Source organism: Gilliamella sp. B3482 (genome assembly GCF_026536805.1).
Classification (GTDB): domain Bacteria; phylum Pseudomonadota; class Gammaproteobacteria; order Enterobacterales; family Orbaceae; genus Gilliamella; species Gilliamella apicola_E.
The window spans coordinates 389674-414967 of the sequence record NZ_JAFNNL010000001.1 but is presented as its reverse complement, the minus strand read 5'-3'; the positions used below and the strand labels follow the sequence as shown (position 1 = coordinate 414967).

Annotated in this window: 24 protein-coding genes; 12 read left to right on the top strand and 12 right to left on the bottom strand. The window is 34.9% G+C overall.

Annotated features, from left to right (window positions below):
- Window positions 1-2 precede the first annotated feature (2 nt).
- From cydX to hslU, 7 genes are all read left to right on the top strand, one after another.
- A complete protein-coding gene (gene cydX, locus J3U18_RS01955) occupies window positions 3-107 on the top strand; it encodes a cytochrome bd-I oxidase subunit CydX (RefSeq protein WP_065562246.1) in 105 nt (34 codons plus the stop codon).
- Between the two features lie 166 nt (window positions 108-273).
- On the top strand, window positions 274-669 hold the full coding sequence (gene ybgC / locus J3U18_RS01950) for a tol-pal system-associated acyl-CoA thioesterase (RefSeq protein WP_220225068.1): 396 nt from the start codon (window positions 274-276) through the stop codon (window positions 667-669).
- Window positions 670-1350, top strand: coding sequence for a protein TolQ (tolQ, locus tag J3U18_RS01945; protein ID WP_065734266.1), 681 nt, complete (start codon window positions 670-672; stop codon window positions 1348-1350).
- Between the two features lie 2 nt (window positions 1351-1352).
- Window positions 1353-1772 (top strand): colicin uptake protein TolR, encoded by a 420-nt coding sequence (gene tolR, locus J3U18_RS01940; RefSeq protein ID WP_086364301.1) that lies wholly within the window; start codon window positions 1353-1355, stop codon window positions 1770-1772.
- A 26-nt stretch (window positions 1773-1798) separates the two neighbouring features.
- A complete protein-coding gene (gene tolA / locus J3U18_RS01935) occupies window positions 1799-2830 on the top strand; it encodes a cell envelope integrity protein TolA (RefSeq protein ID WP_267352774.1) in 1032 nt (343 codons plus the stop codon).
- A 165-nt stretch (window positions 2831-2995) separates the two neighbouring features.
- Complete coding sequence (hslV, locus tag J3U18_RS01930; RefSeq protein WP_267352773.1) at window positions 2996-3523, top strand: ATP-dependent protease subunit HslV; 528 nt, start codon at window positions 2996-2998, stop codon at window positions 3521-3523.
- 28 nt (window positions 3524-3551) lie between these two features.
- A complete protein-coding gene (gene hslU / locus J3U18_RS01925) occupies window positions 3552-4880 on the top strand; it encodes an HslU--HslV peptidase ATPase subunit (RefSeq protein ID WP_065734269.1) in 1329 nt (442 codons plus the stop codon).
- Window positions 4881-4960: 80 nt separating this feature from the next.
- Here the strand turns inward: hslU and asmA are convergent, their stop codons facing one another.
- From asmA to mltA, 3 genes are all read right to left on the bottom strand, one after another.
- Window positions 4961-6835 carry an outer membrane assembly protein AsmA gene (gene asmA / locus J3U18_RS01920; protein WP_267352772.1) on the bottom strand — a complete coding sequence of 625 codons (1875 nt, stop codon included), beginning with the start codon at window positions 6833-6835 and terminating at the stop codon, window positions 4961-4963.
- Window positions 6836-6867: 32 nt separating this feature from the next.
- Window positions 6868-7449, bottom strand: a complete 582-nt coding sequence (gene dcd / locus J3U18_RS01915; RefSeq protein WP_065562238.1) for a dCTP deaminase — start codon at window positions 7447-7449, stop codon at window positions 6868-6870.
- 69 nt (window positions 7450-7518) lie between these two features.
- Window positions 7519-8592 (bottom strand): murein transglycosylase A, encoded by a 1074-nt coding sequence (gene mltA, locus J3U18_RS01910; protein ID WP_065734271.1) that lies wholly within the window; start codon window positions 8590-8592, stop codon window positions 7519-7521.
- A 198-nt stretch (window positions 8593-8790) separates the two neighbouring features.
- Between mltA and cycA the strand changes: the two genes are divergently transcribed.
- Window positions 8791-10164 (top strand): D-serine/D-alanine/glycine transporter, encoded by a 1374-nt coding sequence (gene cycA, locus J3U18_RS01905; protein WP_267331218.1) that lies wholly within the window; start codon window positions 8791-8793, stop codon window positions 10162-10164.
- A 54-nt stretch (window positions 10165-10218) separates the two neighbouring features.
- On the opposite strand, the gene J3U18_RS01900 is transcribed toward cycA, so the two are convergent.
- Window positions 10219-11235, bottom strand: coding sequence for a TerC/Alx family metal homeostasis membrane protein (locus tag J3U18_RS01900; protein ID WP_267331219.1), 1017 nt, complete (start codon window positions 11233-11235; stop codon window positions 10219-10221).
- Between the two features lie 172 nt (window positions 11236-11407).
- Between J3U18_RS01900 and dacB the strand changes: the two genes are divergently transcribed.
- Entirely contained in the window at window positions 11408-12841 is a 1434-nt protein-coding gene (gene dacB / locus J3U18_RS01895) for a serine-type D-Ala-D-Ala carboxypeptidase (RefSeq protein WP_267352771.1), read from the top strand.
- Window positions 12842-12906: 65 nt separating this feature from the next.
- On the opposite strand, the gene J3U18_RS01890 is transcribed toward dacB, so the two are convergent.
- Both J3U18_RS01890 and J3U18_RS01885 read right to left on the bottom strand, forming a co-directional pair.
- A complete protein-coding gene (locus J3U18_RS01890) occupies window positions 12907-14742 on the bottom strand; it encodes an ABC transporter ATP-binding protein (RefSeq protein ID WP_065734275.1) in 1836 nt (611 codons plus the stop codon).
- A 245-nt stretch (window positions 14743-14987) separates the two neighbouring features.
- Window positions 14988-15677: a LexA family transcriptional regulator gene (locus tag J3U18_RS01885; RefSeq protein ID WP_065562232.1), complete on the bottom strand. Its 690-nt coding sequence runs from the start codon at window positions 15675-15677 to the stop codon at window positions 14988-14990.
- 647 nt (window positions 15678-16324) lie between these two features.
- On the opposite strand from J3U18_RS01885, the gene tatA reads away from it, so the two are divergent.
- Window positions 16325-16495: a Sec-independent protein translocase subunit TatA gene (tatA, locus tag J3U18_RS01880; RefSeq protein ID WP_141673909.1), complete on the top strand. Its 171-nt coding sequence runs from the start codon at window positions 16325-16327 to the stop codon at window positions 16493-16495.
- Window positions 16496-16509: 14 nt separating this feature from the next.
- Window positions 16510-17694, top strand: a complete 1185-nt coding sequence (locus tag J3U18_RS01875; RefSeq protein ID WP_267352770.1) for an FAD-dependent monooxygenase — start codon at window positions 16510-16512, stop codon at window positions 17692-17694.
- A 45-nt stretch (window positions 17695-17739) separates the two neighbouring features.
- Here J3U18_RS01875 and J3U18_RS01870 read toward each other — a convergent pair whose 3' ends face one another.
- The 5 genes from J3U18_RS01870 to raiA form a co-directional block, all read right to left on the bottom strand.
- Window positions 17740-18780, bottom strand: coding sequence for an NADH:flavin oxidoreductase/NADH oxidase (locus J3U18_RS01870; protein WP_267352769.1), 1041 nt, complete (start codon window positions 18778-18780; stop codon window positions 17740-17742).
- Between the two features lie 137 nt (window positions 18781-18917).
- A complete protein-coding gene (locus tag J3U18_RS01865; RefSeq protein ID WP_267352768.1) occupies window positions 18918-20102 on the bottom strand; it encodes an MFS transporter in 1185 nt (394 codons plus the stop codon).
- 74 nt (window positions 20103-20176) lie between these two features.
- On the bottom strand, window positions 20177-21211 hold the full coding sequence (mutY, locus tag J3U18_RS01860; RefSeq protein ID WP_267352767.1) for an A/G-specific adenine glycosylase: 1035 nt from the start codon (window positions 21209-21211) through the stop codon (window positions 20177-20179).
- Window positions 21211-22362 (bottom strand): bifunctional chorismate mutase/prephenate dehydratase, encoded by a 1152-nt coding sequence (pheA, locus tag J3U18_RS01855; RefSeq protein WP_267352766.1) that lies wholly within the window; start codon window positions 22360-22362, stop codon window positions 21211-21213. The genes mutY and pheA overlap by 1 nt, the downstream gene beginning before the upstream one ends.
- A gap of 91 nt (window positions 22363-22453) precedes the next feature.
- Window positions 22454-22783, bottom strand: a complete 330-nt coding sequence (gene raiA / locus J3U18_RS01850; RefSeq protein WP_267352765.1) for a ribosome-associated translation inhibitor RaiA — start codon at window positions 22781-22783, stop codon at window positions 22454-22456.
- A gap of 245 nt (window positions 22784-23028) precedes the next feature.
- Between raiA and trmJ the strand changes: the two genes are divergently transcribed.
- Window positions 23029-23766 (top strand): tRNA (cytosine(32)/uridine(32)-2'-O)-methyltransferase TrmJ, encoded by a 738-nt coding sequence (gene trmJ / locus J3U18_RS01845; protein WP_081303351.1) that lies wholly within the window; start codon window positions 23029-23031, stop codon window positions 23764-23766.
- A gap of 53 nt (window positions 23767-23819) precedes the next feature.
- Here trmJ and cysS read toward each other — a convergent pair whose 3' ends face one another.
- Entirely contained in the window at window positions 23820-25211 is a 1392-nt protein-coding gene (gene cysS, locus J3U18_RS01840; protein ID WP_267352764.1) for a cysteine--tRNA ligase, read from the bottom strand.
- Window positions 25212-25294: the final 83 nt, after the last annotated feature.

The window sequence follows — 25294 nt, the reverse complement described above, 5'->3', positions numbered from 1 at the left end:
TTATGTATTACTTTCTATGGTTAGCAGGATTAATTGCAGCTTGTATGCTTGCAGTTGTTACAGGACTTTGGCTTGAAAATAACGATAAAGAAACTAAAGAGTCATAAAATAGATAAAAAGGTGGCAAATTGCCACCTTTTTAGTTATAGGGCTGTATATTAGACAAATAATTAACAAATGATAATTGTTTTCATTTAACTATTTTTATATCATAGTGCAGCGAATTTTATAATCATATATAATGACGCAAATTTTTTGTTCAAATTATAAAATATGAAACAATTCAATTGGAATGCAAGAGTCTATTATGAAGACACAGATGCTGGCGGAGTAGTTTATCATGCTAGGTATCTAGCCTTCTTTGAACGAGCTAGAACGGAAATGCTAAGACATCTTGATATTAGTCAGCAAAAGTTATTACAGGAAAGTATTGCATTTGTTGTCAAAAAGATGGATATTAGCTACGATTTTCCAGCCCGTTTAGATGACATGCTAACTATCAGCACTAAGGTTGAGCAAATTCGTAAGGCGTCTATTATTTTTAAACAGACAATTTTAAACCAGAATAAGCAAATTATCAGCAGCGCTGATGTCGTTATTGCTTGTGTCAATATGACTAAAATGAAGCCGTGTGCGCTTCCCAAGTTATTAGTTTTGGAGTTAATTTAAGTGGATAATCTCAATATTATTGATCTATTTTTACAAGCTGGACTTTTAGTACAAGGTGTTATGTTATTGTTATTAGCATTTTCGGTAATGTCTTGGGCTATCATTTTCCAACGTAGCAAAATTTTAAGCAAAGCAAAAAAACAAGTCGAACAGTTTGACGATAGTTTTTGGTCTGCCGAAGACTTAAATGTGCTCTTTGATAAAGCAAAATTCAATAAAGAAGAGATCTGTGGCACAGAACATATTTTCTATTCGGGATTTAAAGAATTTTCTCGTTTATATCAAATTAATCCAAATATGCCTGAAGCTGCATTAGATGGCGCATCTCGTTCAATGCGTTTAGCAATGAATCGTGAATTAGATAACTTAGAATTGCATATCCCATTCTTAGGAACAGTCGGTTCAATCAGTCCATATATTGGTCTTTTTGGTACTGTTTGGGGTATTATGCATGCCTTTATTTCACTTGGCGCAGTTAAGCAAGCTACATTACAAATGGTTGCACCAGGTATTGCGGAAGCGTTAATTGCAACAGCTATTGGTTTGTTTGCGGCGATTCCAGCGGTATTAGCATATAATCGATTATCATTAAGTGTAAGTCGAATGGAACAAAACTATTTGAACTTCATTGATGAGTTTTCTACAATTTTACAACGTCAAGCAGTAGCTGTTAGGAAATAATTATGAGTAGACGTTCACGCTATTCAACCAAATCAGAAATCAATATTGTACCGTTACTTGACGTATTGCTTGTATTAGTATTGATTTTTATGGCGACAGCCCCAATTATTAGTCAAAGTGTTGAAGTTGATCTGCCTGAAGCGACAGAGTCAAAAACTGTTTCACCTTCCGATAATAAACCAATTATTATTGAGGTTTCCGGAGTTGGTGTTTATGCAATAATTATTGATCAAAATCGACAATCGAATATACCTCAAGAGCAAATTGTTGCAGAAGTTAAACAGCAAATGTCATTAAATGATAAAGCAGTATTTTTAGTCGGTGGAGCTAAACAAGTTCCTTATGAAGAAATTATAAAAGCTTTGAATTTGCTTCAATCTGCGGGTGTTAAATCTGTCGGTTTGATGACTCAACCAATTTAAATTAATAATTATAAAAAATGTCAGCAATGTCTAACAAGTTAAGATCAAAACTAAGTCTACCAGTTATCATATCCATTATTTTACATGGTATATTGATTATTGTTTTAGGATATCAATTTATTCCTGATGATAATGGAGAAAATTACGGTAGCATTAATGGTAATTCTATTGACGCAATCATGATTGATCCGTCAGTTATGACCGAACAATATCAAAGACAATTGCAGGCGCAAGTTAATCAGGAAAAAGCAAATCAACAGCGTCAAGAGCAATTAGACAAACAAGTTAAAGAATTAGCCGAAAAAGCCGAAGCCGAAAAAGCTGCTGCTGAAAAGGCTGCTGCTGAGAAAGCCGCTGCCGAAAAAGCTGCCGCTGAAAAAGCCGCTGCCGAAAAAGCTGCTGCAGAAAAAGCCGCTGCAGAGAAAGCTGCTGCAGAAAAGGCTGCTGCAGAGAAAGCTGCTGCAGAAAAGGCTGCCGCAGAAAAAGCCGCTGCAGAAAAAGCCGCTGCAGAAAAGGCTGCTGCTGAGAAAGCCGCTGCAGAAAAGGCTGCCGCAGAAAAAGCCGCTGCAGAAAAGGCTGCTGCTGAGAAAGCCGCTGCAGAAAAGGCTGCTGCAGAGAAAGCCGCTGCAGAAAAAGCTGCTGCCGAGAAAGCTGCCGCCGAAAAGGCCGCAGCTGCAAAAAGGGCTGAGCAAGCAAAAAAGGATAAAGCGCTTAATGATCTCTTAGGCGGTCTTACATCAGGCTCTCCTGATGTTTCCGGTGGTGCAGCTAGTCGTAGAGGTGTCTCAGATGGCGAATTAAATAAATATCGATCGTTAGTACAAAATGCAATTAGCAATAAGTTTATTAATCCGCAAAATCTTTATCGAGGAAAAACTTGTACATTACAAATCCAGATAGCGCCTGATGGTTTATTGCTGAATGTAACCTCAAAAGGCGGTGATGCTGATTTATGTCGAGAGGCTTTAGCAGCTACTAAATTAGCGGTTATACCAAAACCTTCTAGTAAGTTATACAATGAAGTTAAAACAATGACTATTGATTTCCAACCCAAATAAGTAAGATCTGAACTGCTTAAATCTCAATACCATATTTAACTATTCCATCTATTAATAAATAAATATTTCGCATTTTAATAATCAGATGTTGAAAATTTACTAATCATCCCAATATATTCTCTATTCATTCCGAAATAAGTGTTTTAGTAAGAGAAGGAGCAGAATATGACAACAATTGTCAGTGTCCGTCGTGAAGGTCAAGTCGTTATTGGAGGCGATGGGCAAGTTACATTAGGTGAACGAATTATTATGAAGGGTAATGCTCGAAAAGTTCGCCGTTTATACAATAATAAAGTGATAGCAGGATTTGCTGGAGGTACAGCAGATGCTTTTACATTATTTGAATTATTTGAACGTAAATTAGAAATGCACCAAGGTCATTTAACTAAAGCAGCAGTTGAACTAGCCAAAGATTGGCGAACCGATAGGATGTTGCGTAAGCTAGAAGCATTACTTGCTGTAGCTGATGAAACCGCATCATTAATTATTACTGGTACAGGGGATGTTATTCAACCAGAAGATGATCTGATTGCGATAGGTTCTGGTGGGCCTTATGCACAAGCTGCTGCAAGAGCTTTATTAGATAATACTTCATTATCTGCGCATGATATTGTACAAAAATCGCTATCAATAGCTGGTGACATTTGTGTTTACACCAATAACTTCCAAACTATTGAAGACCTTAATTACTAATTAAAACTGATTTAAGAGAAATATTATTATGTCTGAAATGACTCCTCGCGAAATTGTAAGCGAATTAAACCAACATATTATTGGACAAGATAAAGCAAAACGTTCTGTTGCTATTGCTTTACGTAATCGCTGGCGTCGTATGCAACTTGATGAAGCATTACGTCATGAAGTTACACCAAAAAATATTCTTATGATAGGCCCAACAGGGGTAGGTAAAACAGAAATCGCAAGACGATTAGCTAAACTTGCACATGCTCCATTTATCAAAGTAGAGGCCACAAAATTTACGGAAGTTGGCTATGTAGGTAAAGAAGTTGACTCAATCATTCGTGATCTTACCGATTCTGCTGTTAAGATGATTCGTCAAGAAGCAATTGAACGAAATCGTAATAGAGCAGAAGAATTAGCTGAAGAACGTATTTTAGATGTGCTAGTACCGCCAGCAAAAGATGGTTGGGGGCAAGTTGAAAACAATAATGATTCAACTGCTAGACAAGCATTTAGAAAAAAATTACGTGAAGGCGCTCTTGATGATAAGGAAATTGAGATTGAAATAGCTGGCGTTAATATTGGTGTTGAAATTATGGCACCGCCAGGTATGGAAGAGATGACCAATCAACTGCAGTCAATGTTTCAAAATTTAGGTGGTCAAAAAACCAAAGCTCGTAAAATGAAGATCAAAGATGCCTTGAAACAGCTAATTGAAGAAGAAGCTGCTAAATTGGTTAATCCCGATGATCTTAAACACGAAGCCATTGAAGCTGTCGAGCAAAATGGTATTGTGTTTATCGATGAGATCGATAAGGTGTGTAAGCGTGGTAATTCATCTGGTCCTGATGTTTCACGTGAAGGTGTTCAACGTGATTTACTACCACTTGTTGAAGGTTGTACTGTTTCAACTAAACATGGTTCAGTAAAAACTGATCATATTTTGTTTATCGCATCAGGTGCGTTCCAAACTGCGAGTCCTTCAGATTTGATTCCTGAGCTGCAAGGACGTTTACCAATTCGCGTTGAATTACAAGCATTAACTAGTGAAGATTTTGAGCGTATTTTAACGGAACCTAATGCGTCGTTAACAGTGCAATATAAAGCATTAATGGCAACAGAAGGTGTTAATATTGATTTTACACCAGATGGGATTCGTAAAATTGCTGAATCTGCTTGGCAAGTTAATGAGCAAAATGAGAATATCGGTGCTCGCCGTTTGCATACTGTGCTTGAACGTTTGATGGAAGAGGTTTCTTTCGAAGCCAGTGAATTGGGTGGTCAAACCATTACAATTGATGCTAAATATGTCAGCGATCATCTTGATAAACTTGTTGCTGATGAAGATTTAAGCAAATTCATTTTATAATCAAGTAGATTAATTGAATAAAAAAGGTGAGTTATTTAGCTCACCTTTTTTATATCTATTATAATTATTTCATCAAATATTTATTTCTTAATAAATTCACCTAAAATATCAACTGCTTTTTGTCTAGATTTATCTTTATCTCTAGAGCCATTGTTTTCTAATTTATCACGTAGCTTATCTAAACGTTGTTGTAATTTATCACTAAGCACATCAGATACTATTTTGGCAATATCTAGTTGATAGTGTAAATTAGAAAATTGACCATATATACGTAGTGGTATAGTCACTTTTTGTAGTTTTGCACTAGTTTCACTTTTACTATTCCAACCACCTAATATTTTTATATTTAGATTAACATCTAAATCACGATTAACCATTCCCACTCTTCCTGAACTATCTATCACATTTAATGTTTCAGAGTTTGCATTGAGTGAATTAAGATCAATATTACCTTGATTTATATAAGCATTGGTTGTGATTTTATGAAACTCAGTATATTTTTTATGGTTTTCAGAACTTATATTACCATTGCTATATTTCGCGGCGGCATTTTCGATGATGCTTTGGATGTTTATATTATTTAGTTTAGCATTAGTAATGACGATATTAGCATTACCTTTAATGTTTTCTAATAATTTAGTTGTTGATAATGTATTGGCTTCTAATACTCCAGAAGCATTGAATATTCCATCAAGATCATAAGCCATATTCATTTGCGTAAAAAATGAGCTTAAATTGATATTGCTAACTTTAGTATTCAATTTAACTTGTGGGTTTTTTTGTTTACCATTAGCGGTGCCGTTGGCAGCAATTTGCCCATTTGCAAAATTGAAAGTTAGATTTTTTAAGTTTGCTATACCATCTTGATTGTCAACTTCAACATTCAAATTACCTAATGCAATTTTATCCGCTTTGACTTCTTTGATATTTATTTTTGCTTTTCCATCAAATGAATTAAGCATACTTAATTCATTATCATTTTTGGAAACATTCGATACAACTGGTGAAGTTTGTTGAACGTTAGTACTTTTCGTTGAATTTTCATTTTTTTGGATGAAAGGTGTTAAATCAAATTTATTTGAATTTAATTGGAAATCGATCACCGGTTTGTTATCAAAACGGACATTGATCTTACTTGTAAAATCATTATCGTTAATTGAAAAAACCAAATTTTGGCTATCCAATTGCATTGGTGCTTTTTGATAATTAAATAAACCAGTTACATTACCTTTTATCTCTTTTTCTGAATTGACTATACCGTTAAACGTGTAATCCAATTTTTTTAAATCAATAACTGCTTTTTCAGGGAATTGGGCTAAATCAATATTGGCGTTTAATGAATAATATAAGTCTTGCTGGTTTTTATCGATATTCCCATTGAGTTCAAGAGAAAGGTTTTTATCGTTATTTTTTTCTAATAACAGATTAATATTTCTGAAATTTATCAAATCACGATTATGCTGAAATGCAATTGTACTATCCGCTATTTCAAACTTATTTAAACTGAACTTCCAATCAGATGGATTTTTTTTATCTTCAGATGGTTGTTTTTCTGAAGAATTAGTTATAGCTTGAGTGCTATTTTTAGCATTTTCACCTTTGCTTTCATCCGTAATATTGATTGTTGCTGATTTAATAAATACATTTTTAATTGCTAAATTTTTTGAAAACAAAGGAAGAAGCTCAACATCAAGCCTCATGTTGTCAGCGGTTAAAAGAGGTTTTGTTGCACCGCTATCGGATAATTTAACCGAATCAGTTAAAATACTAACTTGAGGCCAGATATGCCAACGTAGATTGCCCTCTATAGTCAGTTCATACCCTGTTTTGTCTTTCACTGTTTGTGAGATGTAACCACGAAAATTATTAGGATCAACAAATATAATAAGGGAAGCGATACTGATAACAATGATCAAAATTAAGATAAATAGCGTAACCAATATTTTTTTTATCATATTAATGTCCTTTATTAAGGTTATGAACTGTATTAGTCTTTATCAATACGACTGGCGACAGCGCCATGTTGGTCTTTATACTTTGCATCTTGTCTGCGATTATATGGTCTAGAAGCTGGTCCACTAAGTGTTTCAAAACTTAATGCACCAATAGTCATACCAGGTCTAAGTGCTACTGGTATCTTTCCTGAGTTGTAAAATTCTAAAACAATTTGTCCATGCCAGCCTGGATCGATACGATGAGCAGTAACATGTACCATAAGTCCTAAGCGAGCTAATGATGAACGGCCATCTAACCAGCCAACCAAATCATCAGGAATAGTAACTGATTCGAGTGTCACTGCTAAAGCAAGTTCGCCAGGATGTAAATAAAATGCTTCACCTTCAGCTAATATCATCTCTTCGCTCATAACGCGATCCAGAACGGCTGCAACTTCTTCTTTAGGTCCACTTAAATCAATATAAGGTGTTGTATGCTCTCTGAAAGTACGAAATTGATTACCTAATCGAACATCTACTGTTGCTCCATTAATACAACTTGATGCAGGTTGTGGCGTGATTTTTAATTTACCACTATCTAAATATGCTTCAATATCACGGTCACATAATCTCATAAGTTATCCTTAAAGTCTGCTTTTTATCTTATTCTAGCAGGTTCTTTTGATGGCGTCGATGTTGGTTGGTTAAGGTTGTATCACCCAAGCTCGACCAAAATGATTGTAATAACCTGCTTGTTTACCTGCTTTGTTTCCAATACCTAGATAAAGATCAAAGTGATGGCCTTTAATTGCCCCGCCAACATCAAGCGCAACCATTAAACGAACTTCCCGCCTTCCACGATATTGACCATCATTATCAAGCAGTGGTACATCAACTAATACAACTGAACCGGTTGGGACTAATGTTTTATCTGATGCCACTGCTGCATTGGCAACTAAAGGTACTGCTGCTGCACCTTTTACTTCGGCGTTATATTGTGGTTTAAAAAACACAAATGATCGGTTTTGGATTAATAGCTCTTTGACTTTCTTTTCACTCTTACTTTTTGCCCAATCTCTTATGGATTGAATAGACATATCTTCTTTAGCGATCTCTCCTGATTCAACCAATAAGCGTCCTATACTTGAATAGCCATGGCCATTTTTTCCACCATAACAGAAGAAAACAAGCGGATTACCATCTTCAAAATCGATATAGGCACTTCCTTGGACTTCCATTATGAAATTGTCCATTAACGAATTACTATAAGCGATCTCCAGTCCTTTTCCAGCTAATGCGCCATTGTAGATCTGTTCTCGACTTGGTAACTGCCCTTTAGATTGGGTTGGCATTCTATAAATTGGATATTTAAATTCACCAGTTGGTTGGTATCTAGCCTTAATAACAGGAGTGTAATAACCGGTTAGATGTACATTACCATATCCATCTTTACCAGCCATTTCATAACTTTTTAGACCCACTTTATGGAATTCTGCTGAGCCCAATGAGCGATTAATCCAAGCATCAACGGCTTTATAAATATGTTCATTTTTACGATACAAAGAAGGCGATGTTGTTTTTATTTTTTCAATTTGAATCGTATAGTCAGAAATATTTACAGGCACAGCTAAATGCGGACGACTGGCATTTAAATCATGTGGTAGTTTACCGTCTTTAAATTGTTTACTTGATGAATTAGGATCACTCTGGCAGCCAGCAAGTAGTGACATGATAAATGCTAAACATAATAGATAAATGTGAAATTTGTTTTCTTTCATCTTGATAATTTATTGTAATAAGTTAAATGATATGGTTGGTTATGCTACACAATTCTATTATAAGAAACTACCAATAATTATGATATTGCTATAAAAATTTTTCATGTGATTGAGCTTGCGATTTAGCGCTGTAGACTTTATAGTCCTTTACTTCTTATAAAAAAACGAAAATTGTAAAAACGACAGGTAATCGATACGATGAACAGTACGTCTTCAAATAATGATCTTAAACGAAATCTCTCCAGTAGACATATTCAACTAATAGCAATAAGTGGTGCAATTGGTACGGGATTATTTATGGGTTCTGGGAAGACAATCAGCCTTGCCGGACCATCTATTGTTTTTGTGTACATGATTATTGGGTTTGTTTTATTTTTTGTTATGCGGGCAATGGGAGAAATTTTATTATCCAACCTAAATTATAAATCATTCAGTGATTTTGCTAACGATTTATTGGGTCCTTGGGCTGGTTTTTTTACTGGTTGGACTTATTGGTTTTGTTGGGTAATTACCGGAATTGCAGATGTTGTTGCTATCGCAGGATACGCTCAACACTGGTTTCCAGAACTACAAGCATGGATCCCAATGCTACTTACAGTTATTGTGCTTTTAACTTTGAATTTGTTAACTGTTAGGATGTTTGGTGAAACTGAGTTTTGGTTTTCTATGATCAAAATAGTGGCCATTTTAGCCTTGATAGCTATTGGACTTGTTTTAGTCTTCACGGCTTATCATTCAGAACAAACCAATACTACGGCTGCGTTTTCTAATCTTTGGGAGTATGGTGGTTTCTTTCCCCATGGTACGATGGGATTTTTTGCTGGTTTCCAAATTGCAATTTTTGCCTTTGTTGGTATTGAGCTTGTTGGAACTACAGCGGCTGAAACACTAGATCCAAATAAAAATTTACCACGGGCAATTAATTCAGTGCCAGCACGAATTATCTTTTTCTATGTTTTTGCCTTGATTATTATCATGAGTGTAACACCTTGGCAGTTTATTTCACCCAATAAAAGCCCATTTGTTGAACTATTTACCTTGATTGGCTTACCTGCTGCGGCAAGTATTATCAATTTTGTGGTATTAACTTCGGCGGCTTCTTCAGCCAATAGTGGTATTTACTCAACCAGTCGAATGTTGTTTGGTCTTGCTAAAAAACAAGATGCACCAGAACCATTTGGTAAATTATCAAGACGTTCAGTCCCCGCTAATGGTTTGTTATTTTCATGTACCTGCTTGTTCGGTGGGGTAGTATTGATTTATTTAGTACCAAATGTGATGGAAGCATTCACTATTGTAACGACTATTTCTGCCATTTTATTTATGTTTATTTGGTCGTTGATATTGATTTCCTATATTGCTTATCGCCGTAAAAAAGCTAATTTGCATCAAGAATCACAATTTAAAATGCCTGGTGGAATTTTTATGTGTTATGTTTGTTTAGCGTTTTTTGCTTTTGTGATTGTGTTATTGACATTTGAAGCTGATACTCGCCAAGCACTGATCGCAACCCCACTATGGTTTATTATTTTAGGTGTGAGTTACTTTATTCGTTCATCAACACGCCAATAGCTCTCATCTTTAATCGGCAGGTTTACTGCCGATTATCCATTCCCTTATTATTTTTTAGGATTTATTTGGCCAAATAAAACTTGCAATAATACCTAAAGATAAAATGCCTAATACTATATAAAGGCTGAGAGTAGGGCTTATGTTAATACCATAATTAAATAGATGGTCGCTAGCATTTAAAGCCAGTTTTGCTGCGATAAAAAATAGTAGGCAGACTACAGCTTTGCCTAAATGAACAAGATATTGTTGCATTGCTTCTAAAACAAAATACATAGTCCGTAACCCTAAAATAGCGAAAATCATTGCACTATAAACAACCAGTGGTTCTTGGCTGACTGCGATTACTGCGGGAACAGAATCAAATGCAAACATAACATCACTCAACTCAATCACTACAACACATAAAAATAGTGGTGTTGCATATAAGGCACTTTTTGGCATTTTATGAATTAGGTCGCTATTTTCTGGCTTCGTTAACTCCGCGTTTAGTTGTTTTCGGGTTAATAAAAAGTGATGACCAACTATCTTAGGGTAAGAGGGGAAAATACGTTTAGCAATACGATAAGCAAAATGTTCTGAATAATCTTTAATTTTTTCATCTTGACCTTGGTTTTTCAGCATCATAAATCCAGTTAATGCAACCACTACTGAAAAGAACAATTCCATCCAAGGACCTAACGATAATAAACCCGTACCTATTACAACAAAAATAGCTCGGAAAATAATCGCACCAATTACGCCCCAATAAAGTAATCGATGTCGATAATTGTTAGGGATAGCAAACCATGAAAACAGCGCCATAATAACGAATAAGTTATCTACCGAAAGCGCTTTTTCAAGCACATAACCTGTGATAAATAAACTTGCTATCTCACTTCCATGGTGAAGATAAAGATAAAGTGCAAAACCTAATGCAACAGCAACCCAGAATAAAGACCATAATATTGCGCTAGTTAGGCTAATGGGTTTATCGTTATGGTGAGCATATAAATCAATTATAATCGCAGTTAAAGCCAAAATGACGAACATCAGTACAGTTTCGATTGGAAAACCTAATGAATGATGAATCATAGCCTTGTTACCTATATTAAATTATCTCTTGGATTAAATTCAAAAATATAAAATATAATGGTATTTAGAACATTATTTTTAAAGAGACTGAGTATATATTGATAGGCTTATCAAAAAAAGATATATTTGTTTCCACACTAATATATTTAATAAATTTTTTGAGCATACATTCATGACAAATATAAGGGTATCTTTTCTATTTATCGTTGCTTTTTATTCAAGCTTATTGCAAGCACAATCGGTTGAACCATATATATCATCATTACCCAAAGGGAGTGATTTATCAATTTTAGTGCAAACTGTTGATGGCAATCCTAAAACATTAGCCAAATACAAAAGTGATCAATTTAAACAGCCAGCTAGTACACAAAAAGTAATAACTGCACTAGCTGCACAGCTTGAACTAGGTAGTGACTTTCGGTTTGTTACTGGAATGTACGCGAATGGTTCAGTTAGTAATAAACAACTCAATGGTGATCTGATTATCAAATTGAGTGGTGATCCCACTTTTAGTCGAGAAAGATTAAAAAATATGATTAGCGCCCTTCGTCAAAAGGGTGTAGAAAAAATTTCAGGTAATGTTATTTTAGACACTTCAATTTTTGCTAGTCATGATAAAGCAGAAGGGTGGTCATGGAATAATTTAACTGCTTGTTACAATGCCCCTGCATCAGCTGCAACAATTGATGATAACTGCTTTTATGCAACAATAACCCCGGGTAAAGTAGGTGGTAAAGCATCAGTTTCTGTTTCATCTAATATTCCAGTTATGGTTTCAGGTGATGTCAGAACGATTTCCGCTAGTAGTAAAGATGCACATGATAAATATTGTGAGCTTGATGTTAATGCCGATAAAAATCGCTACTATTTATCTGGATGCATCGCTTCTAATGCGGATAAAACACCATTAAAATTTGCAGTAATGGATCCAACTGAATATTTTTCGACTGTTTTAAAAAATGAATTAAAACAACAAAAAATAACTTATGGTGGACGTGTTTTTGAAAGAAAACAAAAATCCACTGGTTCCTTAACGTTATTAACATCAAGTCAATCAGCACCGCTTTCTGAGTTAATAACGGTTATGCTCAAAAAATCAAATAATTTGTATGCTGACACCATTTTTAGAACACTTGGCGCACGCTATTATAATACTGCAGGAACATGGCGTAATGGTGGTGATGCGGTTAAACAAATCCTTCGCAAAAAAGCAGGTATTGACTTAGAAAACTTAGTGATTGCCGATGGCTCGGGTTTATCTCGTCTTAATCTAGTTAGCGCCAACAAACTAATGGAAGTGTTGCAGTATATTTCAGCACATAACAATCAACTCGCTTTTATTGAAAAATTACCAATTGCGGGTGTTGATGGAACGTTGCAAAACCGTAAAAGCTTCAGTCAAGCACCATTTAAAGATGTAGTTATGGCTAAAACAGGCTATATTCAAGGTAGTTATAATTTAGCCGGATTTATTCAAAAATCAGACGGACGTTATGTCGCTTTTGTTCAATTATTATCAGGGTATCGGGCTGATAGTAAAGGGGAACCTAAAAACGGGGCAGTTATGAAGTTCGAATCTGAGTTTTATAAAAATTTCATTAATTAGATTTGACTAATTTGAGAATTAAGATTTTGGGGCGATGTTATTTACTCATCGCCCTAAATTTTAAGTTAAAAATTTTCAGCTAAAAAACCTCCACTTTGATGCTTCCAAAGTTGAGCATAAAGTCCATCTTTACTAAGCAACTCTTGATGTGTTCCTTGTTCGATGATTTTTCCTTGATCTAAAACGATTAATCGATCCATCGCCGCAATTGTAGATAATCGATGGGCAATAGCAATAACCGTTTTACCTTCCATTAACGTATATAAGCTTTCTTGAATAGCTTGTTCAATTTCAGAATCAAGCGCACTAGTTGCCTCATCTAACAATAGAATTGGTGCATTTTTTAAAATAACTCGAGCAATAGCGATACGTTGGCGTTGTCCTCCGGACAATTTAACCCCACGTTCACCAACAAAAGCATCATATCCAGTTCTTCCATTAGCATCTACTAAGGTTTCAATGAAACTATCGGCATGGGCTTTTTTAGCTGCGATTATCATCTCTTGTTCGGTGGCATGGTTATTACCGTATAATAAGTTATCTCTTACTGATCGGTGTAATAGTGAAGTATCTTGGGTAACCATACCAATTTGAGCGCGTAAGCTTTCTTGATTGACTTTGGTGATGTCTTGATTATCAATAAAAATATGACCATTTTGTAAATCATAAAATCGTAACAATAAATTGATTAAAGTGGATTTACCCGCCCCTGATCTGCCAACTAAACCGATCTTTTCACCTGGTTTAATGGTTAAATTTAAGTTGTCGATAATGGCATTGTTTAATTTTGCATCGTAACTAAAATTAATATTTTTAAATTCGATTTTACCATCAGTCACCTTAAGAGTTGGTGCATCAGGTTCATCAACAACGGTTTTCGCAACAGAAAACGTATTCATACCATCTTTAACCACGCCGATATTTTCAAATAATGCTGCCATTTCCCACATAATCCAATGTGAAAAGCCGTTCAATCTAAGTGCGACAGCAGTTGTAGTGGCGATAGCTCCAACACCAATTAAATCATTAGTCCATAGCCATAATGATAAGCCAGTAGTACCAAGAACGAGAAAAATAGACAATAAATGATTAACAATTTCAAAACTACTAACTAAACGCATTTGTTTATTAACGGTAACTAAAAATTCGTCCATCGACTCTTGTGCATATTTTGCTTCATTGCCTGCATGAGAAAACAGTTTAACTGTCATAATATTCGTGTAAGCATCAGTCACTCGGCCTGTCATGGTAGAACGTGCATCTGCTTGCATACTTGCCACTTTACTTAGTCGTGGAATAAAGTAATACATTGCAATGCCATAAACAAAACACCAAACCATAAACGGTACTAATAACCAAAGATCTAACTGACCTATGATTGTTGCCATAGTAATAAACGAAATCAAAACATAGATAAAGATATCAGCAACCAAAAAGCAGGTATCCCTAACCGCAAGTGCGGTTTGCATCACTTTTGCTGATATACGGCCGGCAAATTCATCTTGGAAAAAGCGCATACTTTGATTTAGCACTAATCGATGTAGATTCCAACGCAGTCGCATTGGAAAGTTTCCCGCCAAACATTGATGTTTAATGATGGTTTGTAAGGCAATAATGATCGTGCTAGCTAATATAATAATCGTAAATACAATTAAGGTTGATTTTTCCTGCTGCCAAAATTGACTTGGTGAAACAGCTGCCAGCCAGTCAACAACTTTACCGAGTGCAGCATATAAAAAGGCTTCAAAAGCGCCAGCTAATGAACTCAGTATGATTAATAATAGAAGGAAAGAACGTGTGCCTTTCGTCGATTGCCAAATAAAACTAAAAAAACTTTTAGCCATCGGCTGTGGTTCATCTTGTGGATAAGGTGATACCAATTTTTCAAAAAATCGATACATATTAGACCTATTAGTTAAAAGGTTATTCATTGATAGGTTTACCAATGATCTAAAAAAGTGAGGGTTTTATTACCAAATGCTAAGTGCTATAAGCGAAATATGATATTTTTAAATTAAAAGAGACATCACTCCAATACCTATTAAACTAACATTAATAAAAATTAAAAAAAGTTGAGGAAAGGGGTTTTTGAGCTTTCCTCATGGCAAATTATATAGTTAAAAGTACTAGATTACTAATAATTGTCTTAAAAAACATCTTTAATAATTTGTACAACGCGTCCGACAATATTATATTTTTCGAAATGAGCTTTAGGAACCTCAATCGTTGGGTATTGATGATTATTACAAATCAAAATCCAATTTCCGAGTGATAGGCGAATTTTTCTTAGTAGAGTGAAATTCTCGTATTCAATTAAATAAATTGCGCCATCGATTATTTCGTTTATTTCTGTATTAATAATTAATCCATTATTATTTTCGATTTCAGGTGCCATTAAATCACCTTTCGCCCAATAGATTATAAGTTTTTTGATATCTAAACCACGATGAGAAGCCCAACCTTCAACAATAGGATAATTCATTACTGGTGGCGTTTCACGTACGTAACGTTGATTTTGCGCCTCTTCTTTAGTTGGTAATTGTTTTTTATAAACCGGGATACGATAGATATTTTCATTATAAACTTCGTTATTATCATCGTCTTTAGGATCCAACACTTCCAATTTATAACCGGTAGCTAACCAGTTGAATGAAACATTACATTTTTCAGCAATTACTTCTAAACGAGTTAGTGAAGGGTAGGTTTTTCCAGACAAATAATCTCGTATTACCGTTTCTGACATATCACATTTTTTTGCAAAGGATGAAACAGATAATCCTTGCATTGACGAATGTAGCCTATCTTTAAAAGTTTTTACATTTTTATTTTTAATCATACTTATTTCGTTTTTATTTTTTCATCCGTTTGATAATTATATTGTATTTTTTATGAGTTTTATATATGAATTTGAATCAAGCTTCTTAATTTTATTAAGTTTTAATGCGATTTTTTGTTTAAACGCGTTTTATATTATGGAAAAATATTCTTTTCTCGCATAAAAATAAAAAAACAGCGAGTGTTATAATAAGAAGTATGGCTTTTTTTTCCGTTTTATTGTCTTTGTTTTTCCGTTGAGATTTCAAGTGGTTTTATAGATATTAAGTTTTTTTTAATGCGTAATTGATATTTATCAAATGTATATTATTCTTATTTATATGTTGGGTGTTATTTTAATTTATTGATTTATAATGGTTAAAGTCATTTTTTAGCTAAAATTGCTACATTTGCTGAAAGGCAAATAAAAACGTTGACTAAAAAGAAAAAAAGTGGATAATAAGCAGCGTAAGGATTTTTCATTGTTTTCTTTCCTTATATTCCTTATATTTCATGTTGGCCCGTATATTTTATGCGGGTCTTTTTTTTATCTAAATTAACTTGTCATGAAATCCCATCATAAAAAGAGTATAATCAATTCCAATATTAAATAATCTATTTGTTCGTTTAACTTGTTCAAATAGCGATACATTTTTAAATGAGGTTTTAATTATGTCATTTAGCATTCCACATCTATTAGTTTTTCTTGCCGTGGTGGTTCTCATTTTCGGAACAAAGAAGTTACGTAATTTAGGTTCTGATCTTGGTTCAGCATTGAAAGGTTTTAAAAAAGCGATGAATGATGATGTTGAAGATGATAATAAGCTTGATAAGAAATAACCCTATTTATTGATATGAAAACGCAATTTGATGTGGCCATCGTTGGTGGTGGATTGGTTGGTTTAGCAACTGCATGTGCTCTTAGCCAATCTAATTTAACTGTAGCTATTGTTGATGTTAACGTTAATGATAATCAAAATTTTGCTTTTGACGAAATAGGAATTAGAGCTTCTGCAATTAATGGCGCAAGTCAGCAATATTTTTCTCAAATTGGTATTTGGAACGATTTATGTGCGAGCGAACGCGTTAATGCTTTTAGCGAGATCGGAGTTTGGGAAAAAAACGGTTTAGCGCATCTTACTGCACATGCTAAAGATTATGGTTATCCAAATCTTGGGTATATCATCGAAAATAATTTAATTTCTTACTACCTGTATCAACATGCTCAAGCAAATTCAAATATCACTATTTTCAATTTGGCCGCTATAGACAATAGCTATAATGAAGATTATGCTTTTTTAACACTTTCGGATAATACTCGGTTACAAGCAAAACTGATTATAGGTGCTGATGGCGCACACTCTTGGCTGCGCAGACAGGAAAAAATTTCTGTGTTTGAGCGTGATTACCTTCATCATGCAGTGATTACAACTGTTGAAACACAATATCCTCACCAAGCATGTGCTAGGCAGATTTTTTATCCCAATGGTATTGTGGCATTTTTACCACTTTGGCAACCCAATTACAGTTGTTTAGTATGGTCAACTAAACCAGAGCAAGCAGCTATTTTAACTTCGTTAACTGAATCTGAGTTTTGCCAAGAGCTGTTTAAATTAAGCGGTGATAAAGTAGGACAATGTCAGTTGGTCAATCTGAGAATGGTGTTTCCATTAAAAGCTCGGTTTGCAAAACAATTTATTAAACATCGATTAGTGTTAATTGGTGATGCTGCCCATACTATTCATCCATTGGCTGGTCAAGGAGTTAATTTAGGATTTGAAGATTCTGCATTATTGGTGGCAACCATTAATAAACTTATTGATGAACATAAAGATATTGGTTTAGTAGAAAACTTAAAATCATTTCAATTCACTCGCCGTAAAGATGCTTTAGTCATGTTAACCGCAATGCGAACTATTCAAGATATGTTTAATGGCGATAATGCTTTTAAAAAAATGGTGAGAACAGTTGGGATGAACGCAATTGATAACTTTTCGCCAATAAAGAAACGTCTCATCAAATATGCCATGAAAATTTAGTTTGTAAATTAATCCTGTAGCTAACACTACAGGATTATCATTAGTTTATTTAAAAGCTACTTGATAAGATGTTGGGATAAATGGAGATGCTGGAATTCTTAGCGGCCAGTAAGGATCTTTCAATAAACCTCGACCAATTGCAACTAAATCAGCATCGCCAGTACTTAATACATAATCAGCAAGATAAGGGTCTTCAAGCATACCAACAGTAATAATTGGCAAATTAGTGACCTTTCTAATAGCACGCGCTAAATAAACCTGGTATCCAGCATGAAATAGAGGCGTATGCTTTGGATCTAACTGACCATCACCACCGCCACTCACATCTAAAACATCTGCGCCTGCTTGTGCAAAACGTTTAGCAATTTGGCAACCATAATTAATATCGTAACCATTAGTACCGTATTCTTGAGCCGAAAGCCGAACAATTAGTGGCATATCTTTTGGCATCACTGATTTTGCTGCTTTAATTACTTGTTCACCAAATAATAATTTATCCTTACCATATTCGTCCGTTCTAATATTCGTTTTTGATGAGCTGAATTGATGGATTAAATAACCATGTGCACCGTGTATTTCAATTGCGTCAAAACCTGCTTCAACCGCACGTTTGGTTGATTGTTTAAATTTTTCGATAATATCAGCGATTTCACTTTTGGTTAATTCTCTTGGCGTTTGATATTGCCATTTTGGATTCGCTTCGACGTTCCCATCATAGCGGATAGGAGAACAGGATACGACGTCAGACTCACCCAAAGCTTTACGTCCTGCATGGGCAATTTGAATAGCGATTTTTCCTTCTTGAGCATGAACCGCATCAACGATACGTTTAAGCTGATCGCGTTGCTCGTCATTCCATAGACCTAAGCAATTTGGCGATATTCGACCATTTGGAGCAATATTGGTCATTTCTAAAATTATTAAACCCACGCCACCAACCGCTCGTGAAACATAATGAACAAAGTGCCAATCATTGGCCAATCCGTCTTTTGCTTGATATTGACACATGGGTGGCATAACAATACGATTTTTGAGTGATAAATTTTTTACTTTAAATGGCGTATTAATATAGGCTATTTTAGCCATGGATGGCTCCTGTTTTTATTAATGGTGCAAATGTTTAAGTTAACTGACGAATAGTATATAGTGTTTAAAAACGGAATATTAGAGCAAATAAACGTTAAAAAACCCCGTTCCTCAACTTTTTTTTGCAATTAAATCGTTTATGGTTTGCGAACTGATTTAAGATAGTAGAGCCAACATAATAAACCCAATAATCCTAAAACTGTTCCAGCAATAATTATCGCGATCCAACCATAGTTGCTATACAGATAAGTGGAAGCGATAGAACCCAACATGCCTCCGATAAAATAACTTACCATATAACCAGTGTTCATACGGCTACGTGCTTCTGGTCGAATTTGATAAATGGCGTTCATGTTTGATACATGAGTAACTTGAACAGCAAAATCCAGTAATATTACCCCAATAATTAAGGCTAAAAGTGAATATTCAGCAAGAGAAAGTGGTACCCATGAAGCGAGTAGTAATATTAGACCAATGGTCGTGGCTAAAAAGCCTTTTCCTTTGTCTGATAATTTGCCAACGATAGGCGAACCTAGTGCACCAGCGGCACCGGCTAGGCCGAATAAACCGATTATAAAATCAGAATAATAGTAAGGTTTATTACTTAATAAAAAGGCAAGCGGCGTCCATAACAGTGAAAATAACGCAAAGGAAATAACTGCCAACAATGAGCGAATTCGTAAAACAGGTTCTTGTTTATATAGTGAGCCAATTGATAGTAACAGTTGAAAATAGTTAATACTGATGGTGTTATTATAAGTTGGTAATGATAACCAAAGTAGCAAAGTAACAATGATCATTACTGACGCGGCAATCCAATAAACATAATGCCAATCAGTCATCGAAGAAACAAAACCAGCGAATGCACGACCTAATAATATACCTAGCAACATACCACTCATCAATGTACCGACAATTTTACCTCGATGCTCTGGTCGTGATAGTGTTGCGGCAAATGGAATTAATACTTGGGCTACGGTTGAAAATAGACCTGTCATAGCCGTACCAAGCATAAGTAACCATAAGTTTTGTGAAATTGCACTAATAATTAGCCCACAGGTTGATAATATCATCAAGGTCAATATTAATCGTTTACGTTCTATTTTGTCACCCAGTGGGGTAATGAACAGCAAGCCAACAGCATAACTAAATTGTGCAGCCATAATGATAAAACCTGCATGTTTAATTGCAATATGTAAATCATTAGTTATCGAGTGTAATAGTGGTTGCGCATAATAATTACTCGCTACCGCGACGCCAATGGCAAATGCCATTAGGAATACTAACCATGCAGATAGCCCTTGAGCTTGTTTGCTATTCATAATAAACAATTTAGAAAATAAATAATGTGTAATTATATATCAAAAGGTTGTTAGATACTGATAGATTGTGTTGATTATTGATTTAATAAATTATAAATAGGTGTTGCTAAGCCAATTTTTGCATTTTCCGATTTTAGTTTGTACCAATAACCATTCGATTCATCTAGACATTTAGTATTGCCTTTTATCTCACAGTAAATAGGCACAATATCTAAATGAAAATGGCTAAAAGTATGTCGAAATGCAATTAACTGTTTGGGTTTGCTAGTTTTAATACCATGGCTGTCTATCCAGTCAGTTAATGCTTGCTCGCTTGCAAATTGTGGTAAACAATATAATCCGCCCCAAATACCAGCAGGCGGTCTTTTTTCAAGCCAAATCATGTTGTCATGTTCAAGCATTAAAAAGTAGGCGGTTTTTTCAGGAATAGTCTTTTTAGGTTTTTTAGTTGGATATTGTTGCCAACTGTCGGTCTTATAAGCAATACATAATTGATGTAAAGGGCATAAAGTGCATTTGGGTTTAGAACGAGTACAAACCATTGCACCAATATCCATCATGGCTTGATTAAATTTAGCAACTTCATTTTTAGGCGTGACTTGCTCACTTAATTGCCAAAGTTGATTTTCGACATTTTTATTACCAGGCCATCCTTCTATAGCAAAAGTTCGAGTTAAAACCCGTTTTACGTTACCATCTAATATTGGATAATGTTGATTTTGTGATAGAGATAGGATAGCCCCAGCGGTTGAGCGCCCAACGCCTGGTAAGGCGATAACATCCTCAAATTTGGTTGGAAATTTTCCCCCAAACTTGTCAGCTATAACTTGTGCTGCTTTATGTAAATTACGAGCACGTGCATAATAACCAAGTCCAGTCCAAAGATGTAAGATATCGTCAATAGGAGCCTTCGCTAAATCGGTAATTTTAGGAAACTGTTTAATAAAGCGCTTAAAGTATGGAATAACAGTTGCAACTTGTGTTTGCTGCAGCATAACCTCTGACAACCAAACATGATAAGGGCTTTTTTCAATTTGCCATGGTAATGATTTTCTGCCGTACTGTTCATACCAGATGAGTACGGCATTTGAAAAACTTAAGTTAGTCATTACATGACAGCGGTAATAGAATCACTAGGATAACAACCAAGCACTTTAGTATATAAAGTGATGGAAGCTAATTCTTTAAGTGCGATCTGCATTTCGTAATCATTGATATTACCTTGTAAATCAATATAAAACATCTCTTCCCAAGATGTGCCATGGATAGGGCGTGATTCAAGTTTTGTCATCACAATATTATGATTACGTAATACGGATAAAGCATCTACCAAAGCCCCAGCTTGTTGGCCCGTTTTCATCAAGATTGTAGTTTTGGCCGGAATTTGATCGGAAACTTCAATTGATTCACGCGATAACACAATAAAGCGGGTGATATTCTCTTTTTGATTAGCAAAATTGTGCTCCAGAACTTGTAAGCCATATAATTCACCACCGTCTTTATTTCCCATAGCTGCAATGTTTGATTGATTTAATTTAGCTACGGTTTCCATTGCTGACGAAGTGCTATCACAATAAACAATTTTCCAATGAGGATACTTTTCTAAGAAATTACTACATTGTTGGAATGGTTGCGGGTGGCTATAAATAGTATCTATTTGCTCAAGTTTAGTGTTAGGAAGAGCTAAAATGCAGTGATCAATCATTAAGGATAGTTCACCAATAATATGTAAATTGGTTTTTTGTAACAAATCATACACTTCATTAATAGATCCCGAACTCGAGTTTTCTATCGGTACAATTCCATAATCAACAACTTTTGATTCAATCTTTTCAAAAACATCTTTAAATGTATTACAACTTGATTCAGTCAATTGATCAAAATGGGCACTAGCATAACGGCGAGTAGCTGAATGTGAATATGAACCTTTTGGTCCTAAAAAAGCAATTTTAGCTGATGAGATAACGCCTTGGTTGAGTTTTTCTTGTAAAAACTTCTGTTGTAATAGAACCGAATCTTCAATAATAATTTGGTATAAACGCTTAATTAATAGGTCATCAAGATGATATTGTTTACCTTGTTCGATTAATGCCTTAATCAATGAACGTTCACGATCTAAATCACGCACAGGGATATTTGCTTTTATTTTAGCCTGGATAACTTCGGCTGAAATTTGGCGTCTTTCAGCAATGATTTCAATTAATTTTTGATCAAGTTGGTTGATTTTGTTTCGTAAAGGCAATAAAGGACTGGTTGTCATATTCATTAATAGATTAAAAATTAGATGGGTAATATTATAACAAGCAAAAAAATAAAGGCACTATTAAAGTGCCTTTTTGTTAAATTATAAATTATTCTTCTTCAATTACTGTATTTTTAATACTGTCAAATGCACGGCGCGATTCACCTTTATGTTGGAGTTTATTGAGTTGTCTTTCAAGTTTACCAACTAAATCATTAATTGCAGCATACATGTCAGCATGTTTAGCGGAAGCAACTAGTGGCGAGCCTTTGGTTGCAATGGTTGCATCAATAATAAATCCATCGGGCTCTTTAGATAAGATAAAGTGAGGGTTGATTAGTAGAGCTCTCCATTTATCTAATTTCGAAAACTTATCTTCAAGATAACTACGAATTGCAGGAGTAATGTCCATTTGTTTACTTGTGATACTTAAAGTCATAATTGACCTCCACTATGTTTACTTACTAATTGAGCTATTATTATATTGATTACATTGACAAATTTTTCATATTTCGTCAATAGGTTATTGGGATATATTAAGATTTTTGTGACTTTTGTCTAAAATAATTTATGGGTATTTGATATTAGGCAGTATAGAACTGCTTTTAATCTGTTTTTTATTATATACTGTGGTTTATTTAGATTGATTTATAGTATTAAGTTTAGTTATTTAATGAGGGATATGTGAGCTATTTAGATAATGTTAAGATTGTTTTAGTCGAAACTTCGCATACTGGTAATATGGGGTCTGCTGCTCGTGCAATGAAAACGATGGGATTAACACGTTTATGTTTAGTGAATCCTGTAATAAAACCCGATTCCCAATCGATTTCACTGGCAGCCGGGGCGAGTGATATTATCAAACAGGCACAAATTTTTTCATCCCTTGAGGAGGCGGTAGCAGATTGTTCATTGGTTATAGGTACTAGTGCGCGCCCTAGAAGTTTGCAATGGCCAAACTTAACCCCGAAAGAATGTGGCGACAAAATTATTGCTGAAACCGCGCATCATGCTCAAGTGGCTTTAGTTTTTGGTCGAGAAAGAGTTGGATTAACTAATGATGAATTACAAAAGTGCCATTTTCATGTTGGTATTCCAGCTAATCCAGATTATAGCTCTTTAAATTTAGCTATGTCAGTTCAGGTTCTAACTTACGAAATTCGAATGTCAATGTTGTCAACTTTAGAGGCATCTTTAAAACATGATGATGATAATCTGAATGAGGTTCAGTATCCTAAAAGCGAAGATATTGAACGGTTTTATCAGCATTTAGAGCAGACGTTATTAAAAACCGGATTTATTAATCCTAATCATCCTGGGCAGATTATGGGTCGTTTACGTAGATTATTTACGCGAGCTGGTATTGAACAGCAAGAACTCAATATTTTACGGGGAATTTTAACGTCAATAGATAAAAAATAGTGAGATTAGTCCCCTAGTTTTGTGTAAATCTAGGGGATTTTTCATTTATATTATTAAGTTTTTTTACGCCAAGTTGTGCCGTTAGCACCATCTTCTAAAATAATATTCATCTGATTGAGTTTGTCTCGAGCTTCATCAGCTAAAGCCCAATTCTTACTTGCTCGAGCATCGTTGCGTTGTTTAATTAACGCTTCAATTAGCTGTGTATCTTCATCATCTTGACTATTACCTTGTAAGAATTTAACCGGATCTTGTTCAAGTAAACCAAGTACAGAAGATAAATAACGTAACTCAGCAGCTAGTTCATTAGCTAATGGCATATTATTTTCTGACTTAGCTTTGTTGATCTCTCGAGCCAAATCAAATAGAGTTGAATAAGCTTCTGGAGTATTGAAATCATCATCCATTGCCTGACAAAATTGTCGATGATAATCGCTATCTGGCGTGTTGTGCGGATAGTTAGCATCGGTGTCTCTCAAAGCCGTATAAAGTCTTTCTAAAGCGGTACGAGCTTGTTTTAGATTTTCTTCACTATAGTTAAGTTGACTACGATAATGGCCTGATAATAAGAAATATCGAACAGTTTCAGCATCATAATGTTTTAAAACATCACGGATAGTGAAAAAGTTATTCAGTGATTTGGACATTTTCTCTTGGTCTATCATTACCATGCCTGAGTGCATCCAATAATTTACATATTGGCCATTATGGGCACAGGTTGATTGGGCAATTTCGTTTTCATGATGTGGGAACATTAAGTCAGAACCACCGCCATGAATATCAAAATGGTTGCCTAATTGATGGCTATTCATTGCAGAGCATTCAATGTGCCAACCAGGTCGACCTTTCCCCCATGGTGAATCCCAGCTTGGTTCGTTGGGTTTTGACATCTTCCAGAGAACGAAGTCCATTGGATTATGTTTTACGTCCACTACATCAACTCGAGCACCTGCTTGTAACTGTTCTAAATTTTGGCGTGATAAAATACCGTAGTTAGGATCACTATCTACCGAAAACATTACATCTCCATTGTCAGCAATATAAGCGTGATTTTTTCTTATTAACTCTTCAACAAGTTCAATGATTTGTGACATATGACGAGTTGCTCGAGGTTCGACATCGGGTCGTTTGATATTAAGTGCATCGAAATCGGCATACATTTCATTTAACATACGTTCAGTTAATTCGTCACAAGTTTCACCATTTTCTAATGCACGCTTGATGATCTTGTCATCGACATCGGTAATATTACGAACATAAGTGAGATCGTAACCTAAAAAACGTAAATAACGAGTAACGACATCAAATGCGACAAAAGTACGGCCATGGCCAATGTGGCATAGATCATAGATAGTAACACCACAAACATATAGCCCAACTTTATTTGGTGTAATTGGTTTAAATATTTCTTTCTCACGTGATAATGTATTAAATATTTTGAGCATTTTATCCTGCAGAATAAATTTGATAAATTTTAGTGTTTAATATAACAAAAAACTGGAAGTGGCGAAATTACTTCTTATAATCT

Coding starts and splice junctions, on each gene's coding strand:
- J3U18_RS01875 (WP_267352770.1), top strand. CDS start 16,510: ATGAAAACGCAATTTGATGTGGCCATCGTTGGTGGTGGATTGGTTGGT.
- J3U18_RS01900 (WP_267331219.1), bottom strand. CDS start 11,235: ATGATTCATCATTCATTAGGTTTTCCAATCGAAACTGTACTGATGTTC.
- J3U18_RS01890 (WP_065734275.1), bottom strand. CDS start 14,742: ATGTATCGATTTTTTGAAAAATTGGTATCACCTTATCCACAAGATGAA.
- raiA (WP_267352765.1), bottom strand. CDS start 22,783: ATGACTTTAAGTATCACAAGTAAACAAATGGACATTACTCCTGCAATT.
- cydX (WP_065562246.1), top strand. CDS start 3: ATGTATTACTTTCTATGGTTAGCAGGATTAATTGCAGCTTGTATGCTT.
- cysS (WP_267352764.1), bottom strand. CDS start 25,211: ATGCTCAAAATATTTAATACATTATCACGTGAGAAAGAAATATTTAAA.
- J3U18_RS01870 (WP_267352769.1), bottom strand. CDS start 18,780: ATGGCTAAAATAGCCTATATTAATACGCCATTTAAAGTAAAAAATTTA.
- ybgC (WP_220225068.1), top strand. CDS start 274: ATGAAACAATTCAATTGGAATGCAAGAGTCTATTATGAAGACACAGAT.
- cycA (WP_267331218.1), top strand. CDS start 8,791: ATGAACAGTACGTCTTCAAATAATGATCTTAAACGAAATCTCTCCAGT.
- dcd (WP_065562238.1), bottom strand. CDS start 7,449: ATGAGATTATGTGACCGTGATATTGAAGCATATTTAGATAGTGGTAAA.
- mltA (WP_065734271.1), bottom strand. CDS start 8,592: ATGAAAGAAAACAAATTTCACATTTATCTATTATGTTTAGCATTTATC.
- pheA (WP_267352766.1), bottom strand. CDS start 22,362: ATGACAACCAGTCCTTTATTGCCTTTACGAAACAAAATCAACCAACTT.
- hslV (WP_267352773.1), top strand. CDS start 2,996: ATGACAACAATTGTCAGTGTCCGTCGTGAAGGTCAAGTCGTTATTGGA.
- mutY (WP_267352767.1), bottom strand. CDS start 21,211: ATGACTAACTTAAGTTTTTCAAATGCCGTACTCATCTGGTATGAACAG.
- dacB (WP_267352771.1), top strand. CDS start 11,408: ATGACAAATATAAGGGTATCTTTTCTATTTATCGTTGCTTTTTATTCA.
- hslU (WP_065734269.1), top strand. CDS start 3,552: ATGTCTGAAATGACTCCTCGCGAAATTGTAAGCGAATTAAACCAACAT.
- tolR (WP_086364301.1), top strand. CDS start 1,353: ATGAGTAGACGTTCACGCTATTCAACCAAATCAGAAATCAATATTGTA.
- asmA (WP_267352772.1), bottom strand. CDS start 6,835: ATGATAAAAAAAATATTGGTTACGCTATTTATCTTAATTTTGATCATT.
- tolA (WP_267352774.1), top strand. CDS start 1,799: ATGTCTAACAAGTTAAGATCAAAACTAAGTCTACCAGTTATCATATCC.
- J3U18_RS01885 (WP_065562232.1), bottom strand. CDS start 15,677: ATGATTAAAAATAAAAATGTAAAAACTTTTAAAGATAGGCTACATTCG.
- J3U18_RS01865 (WP_267352768.1), bottom strand. CDS start 20,102: ATGAATAGCAAACAAGCTCAAGGGCTATCTGCATGGTTAGTATTCCTA.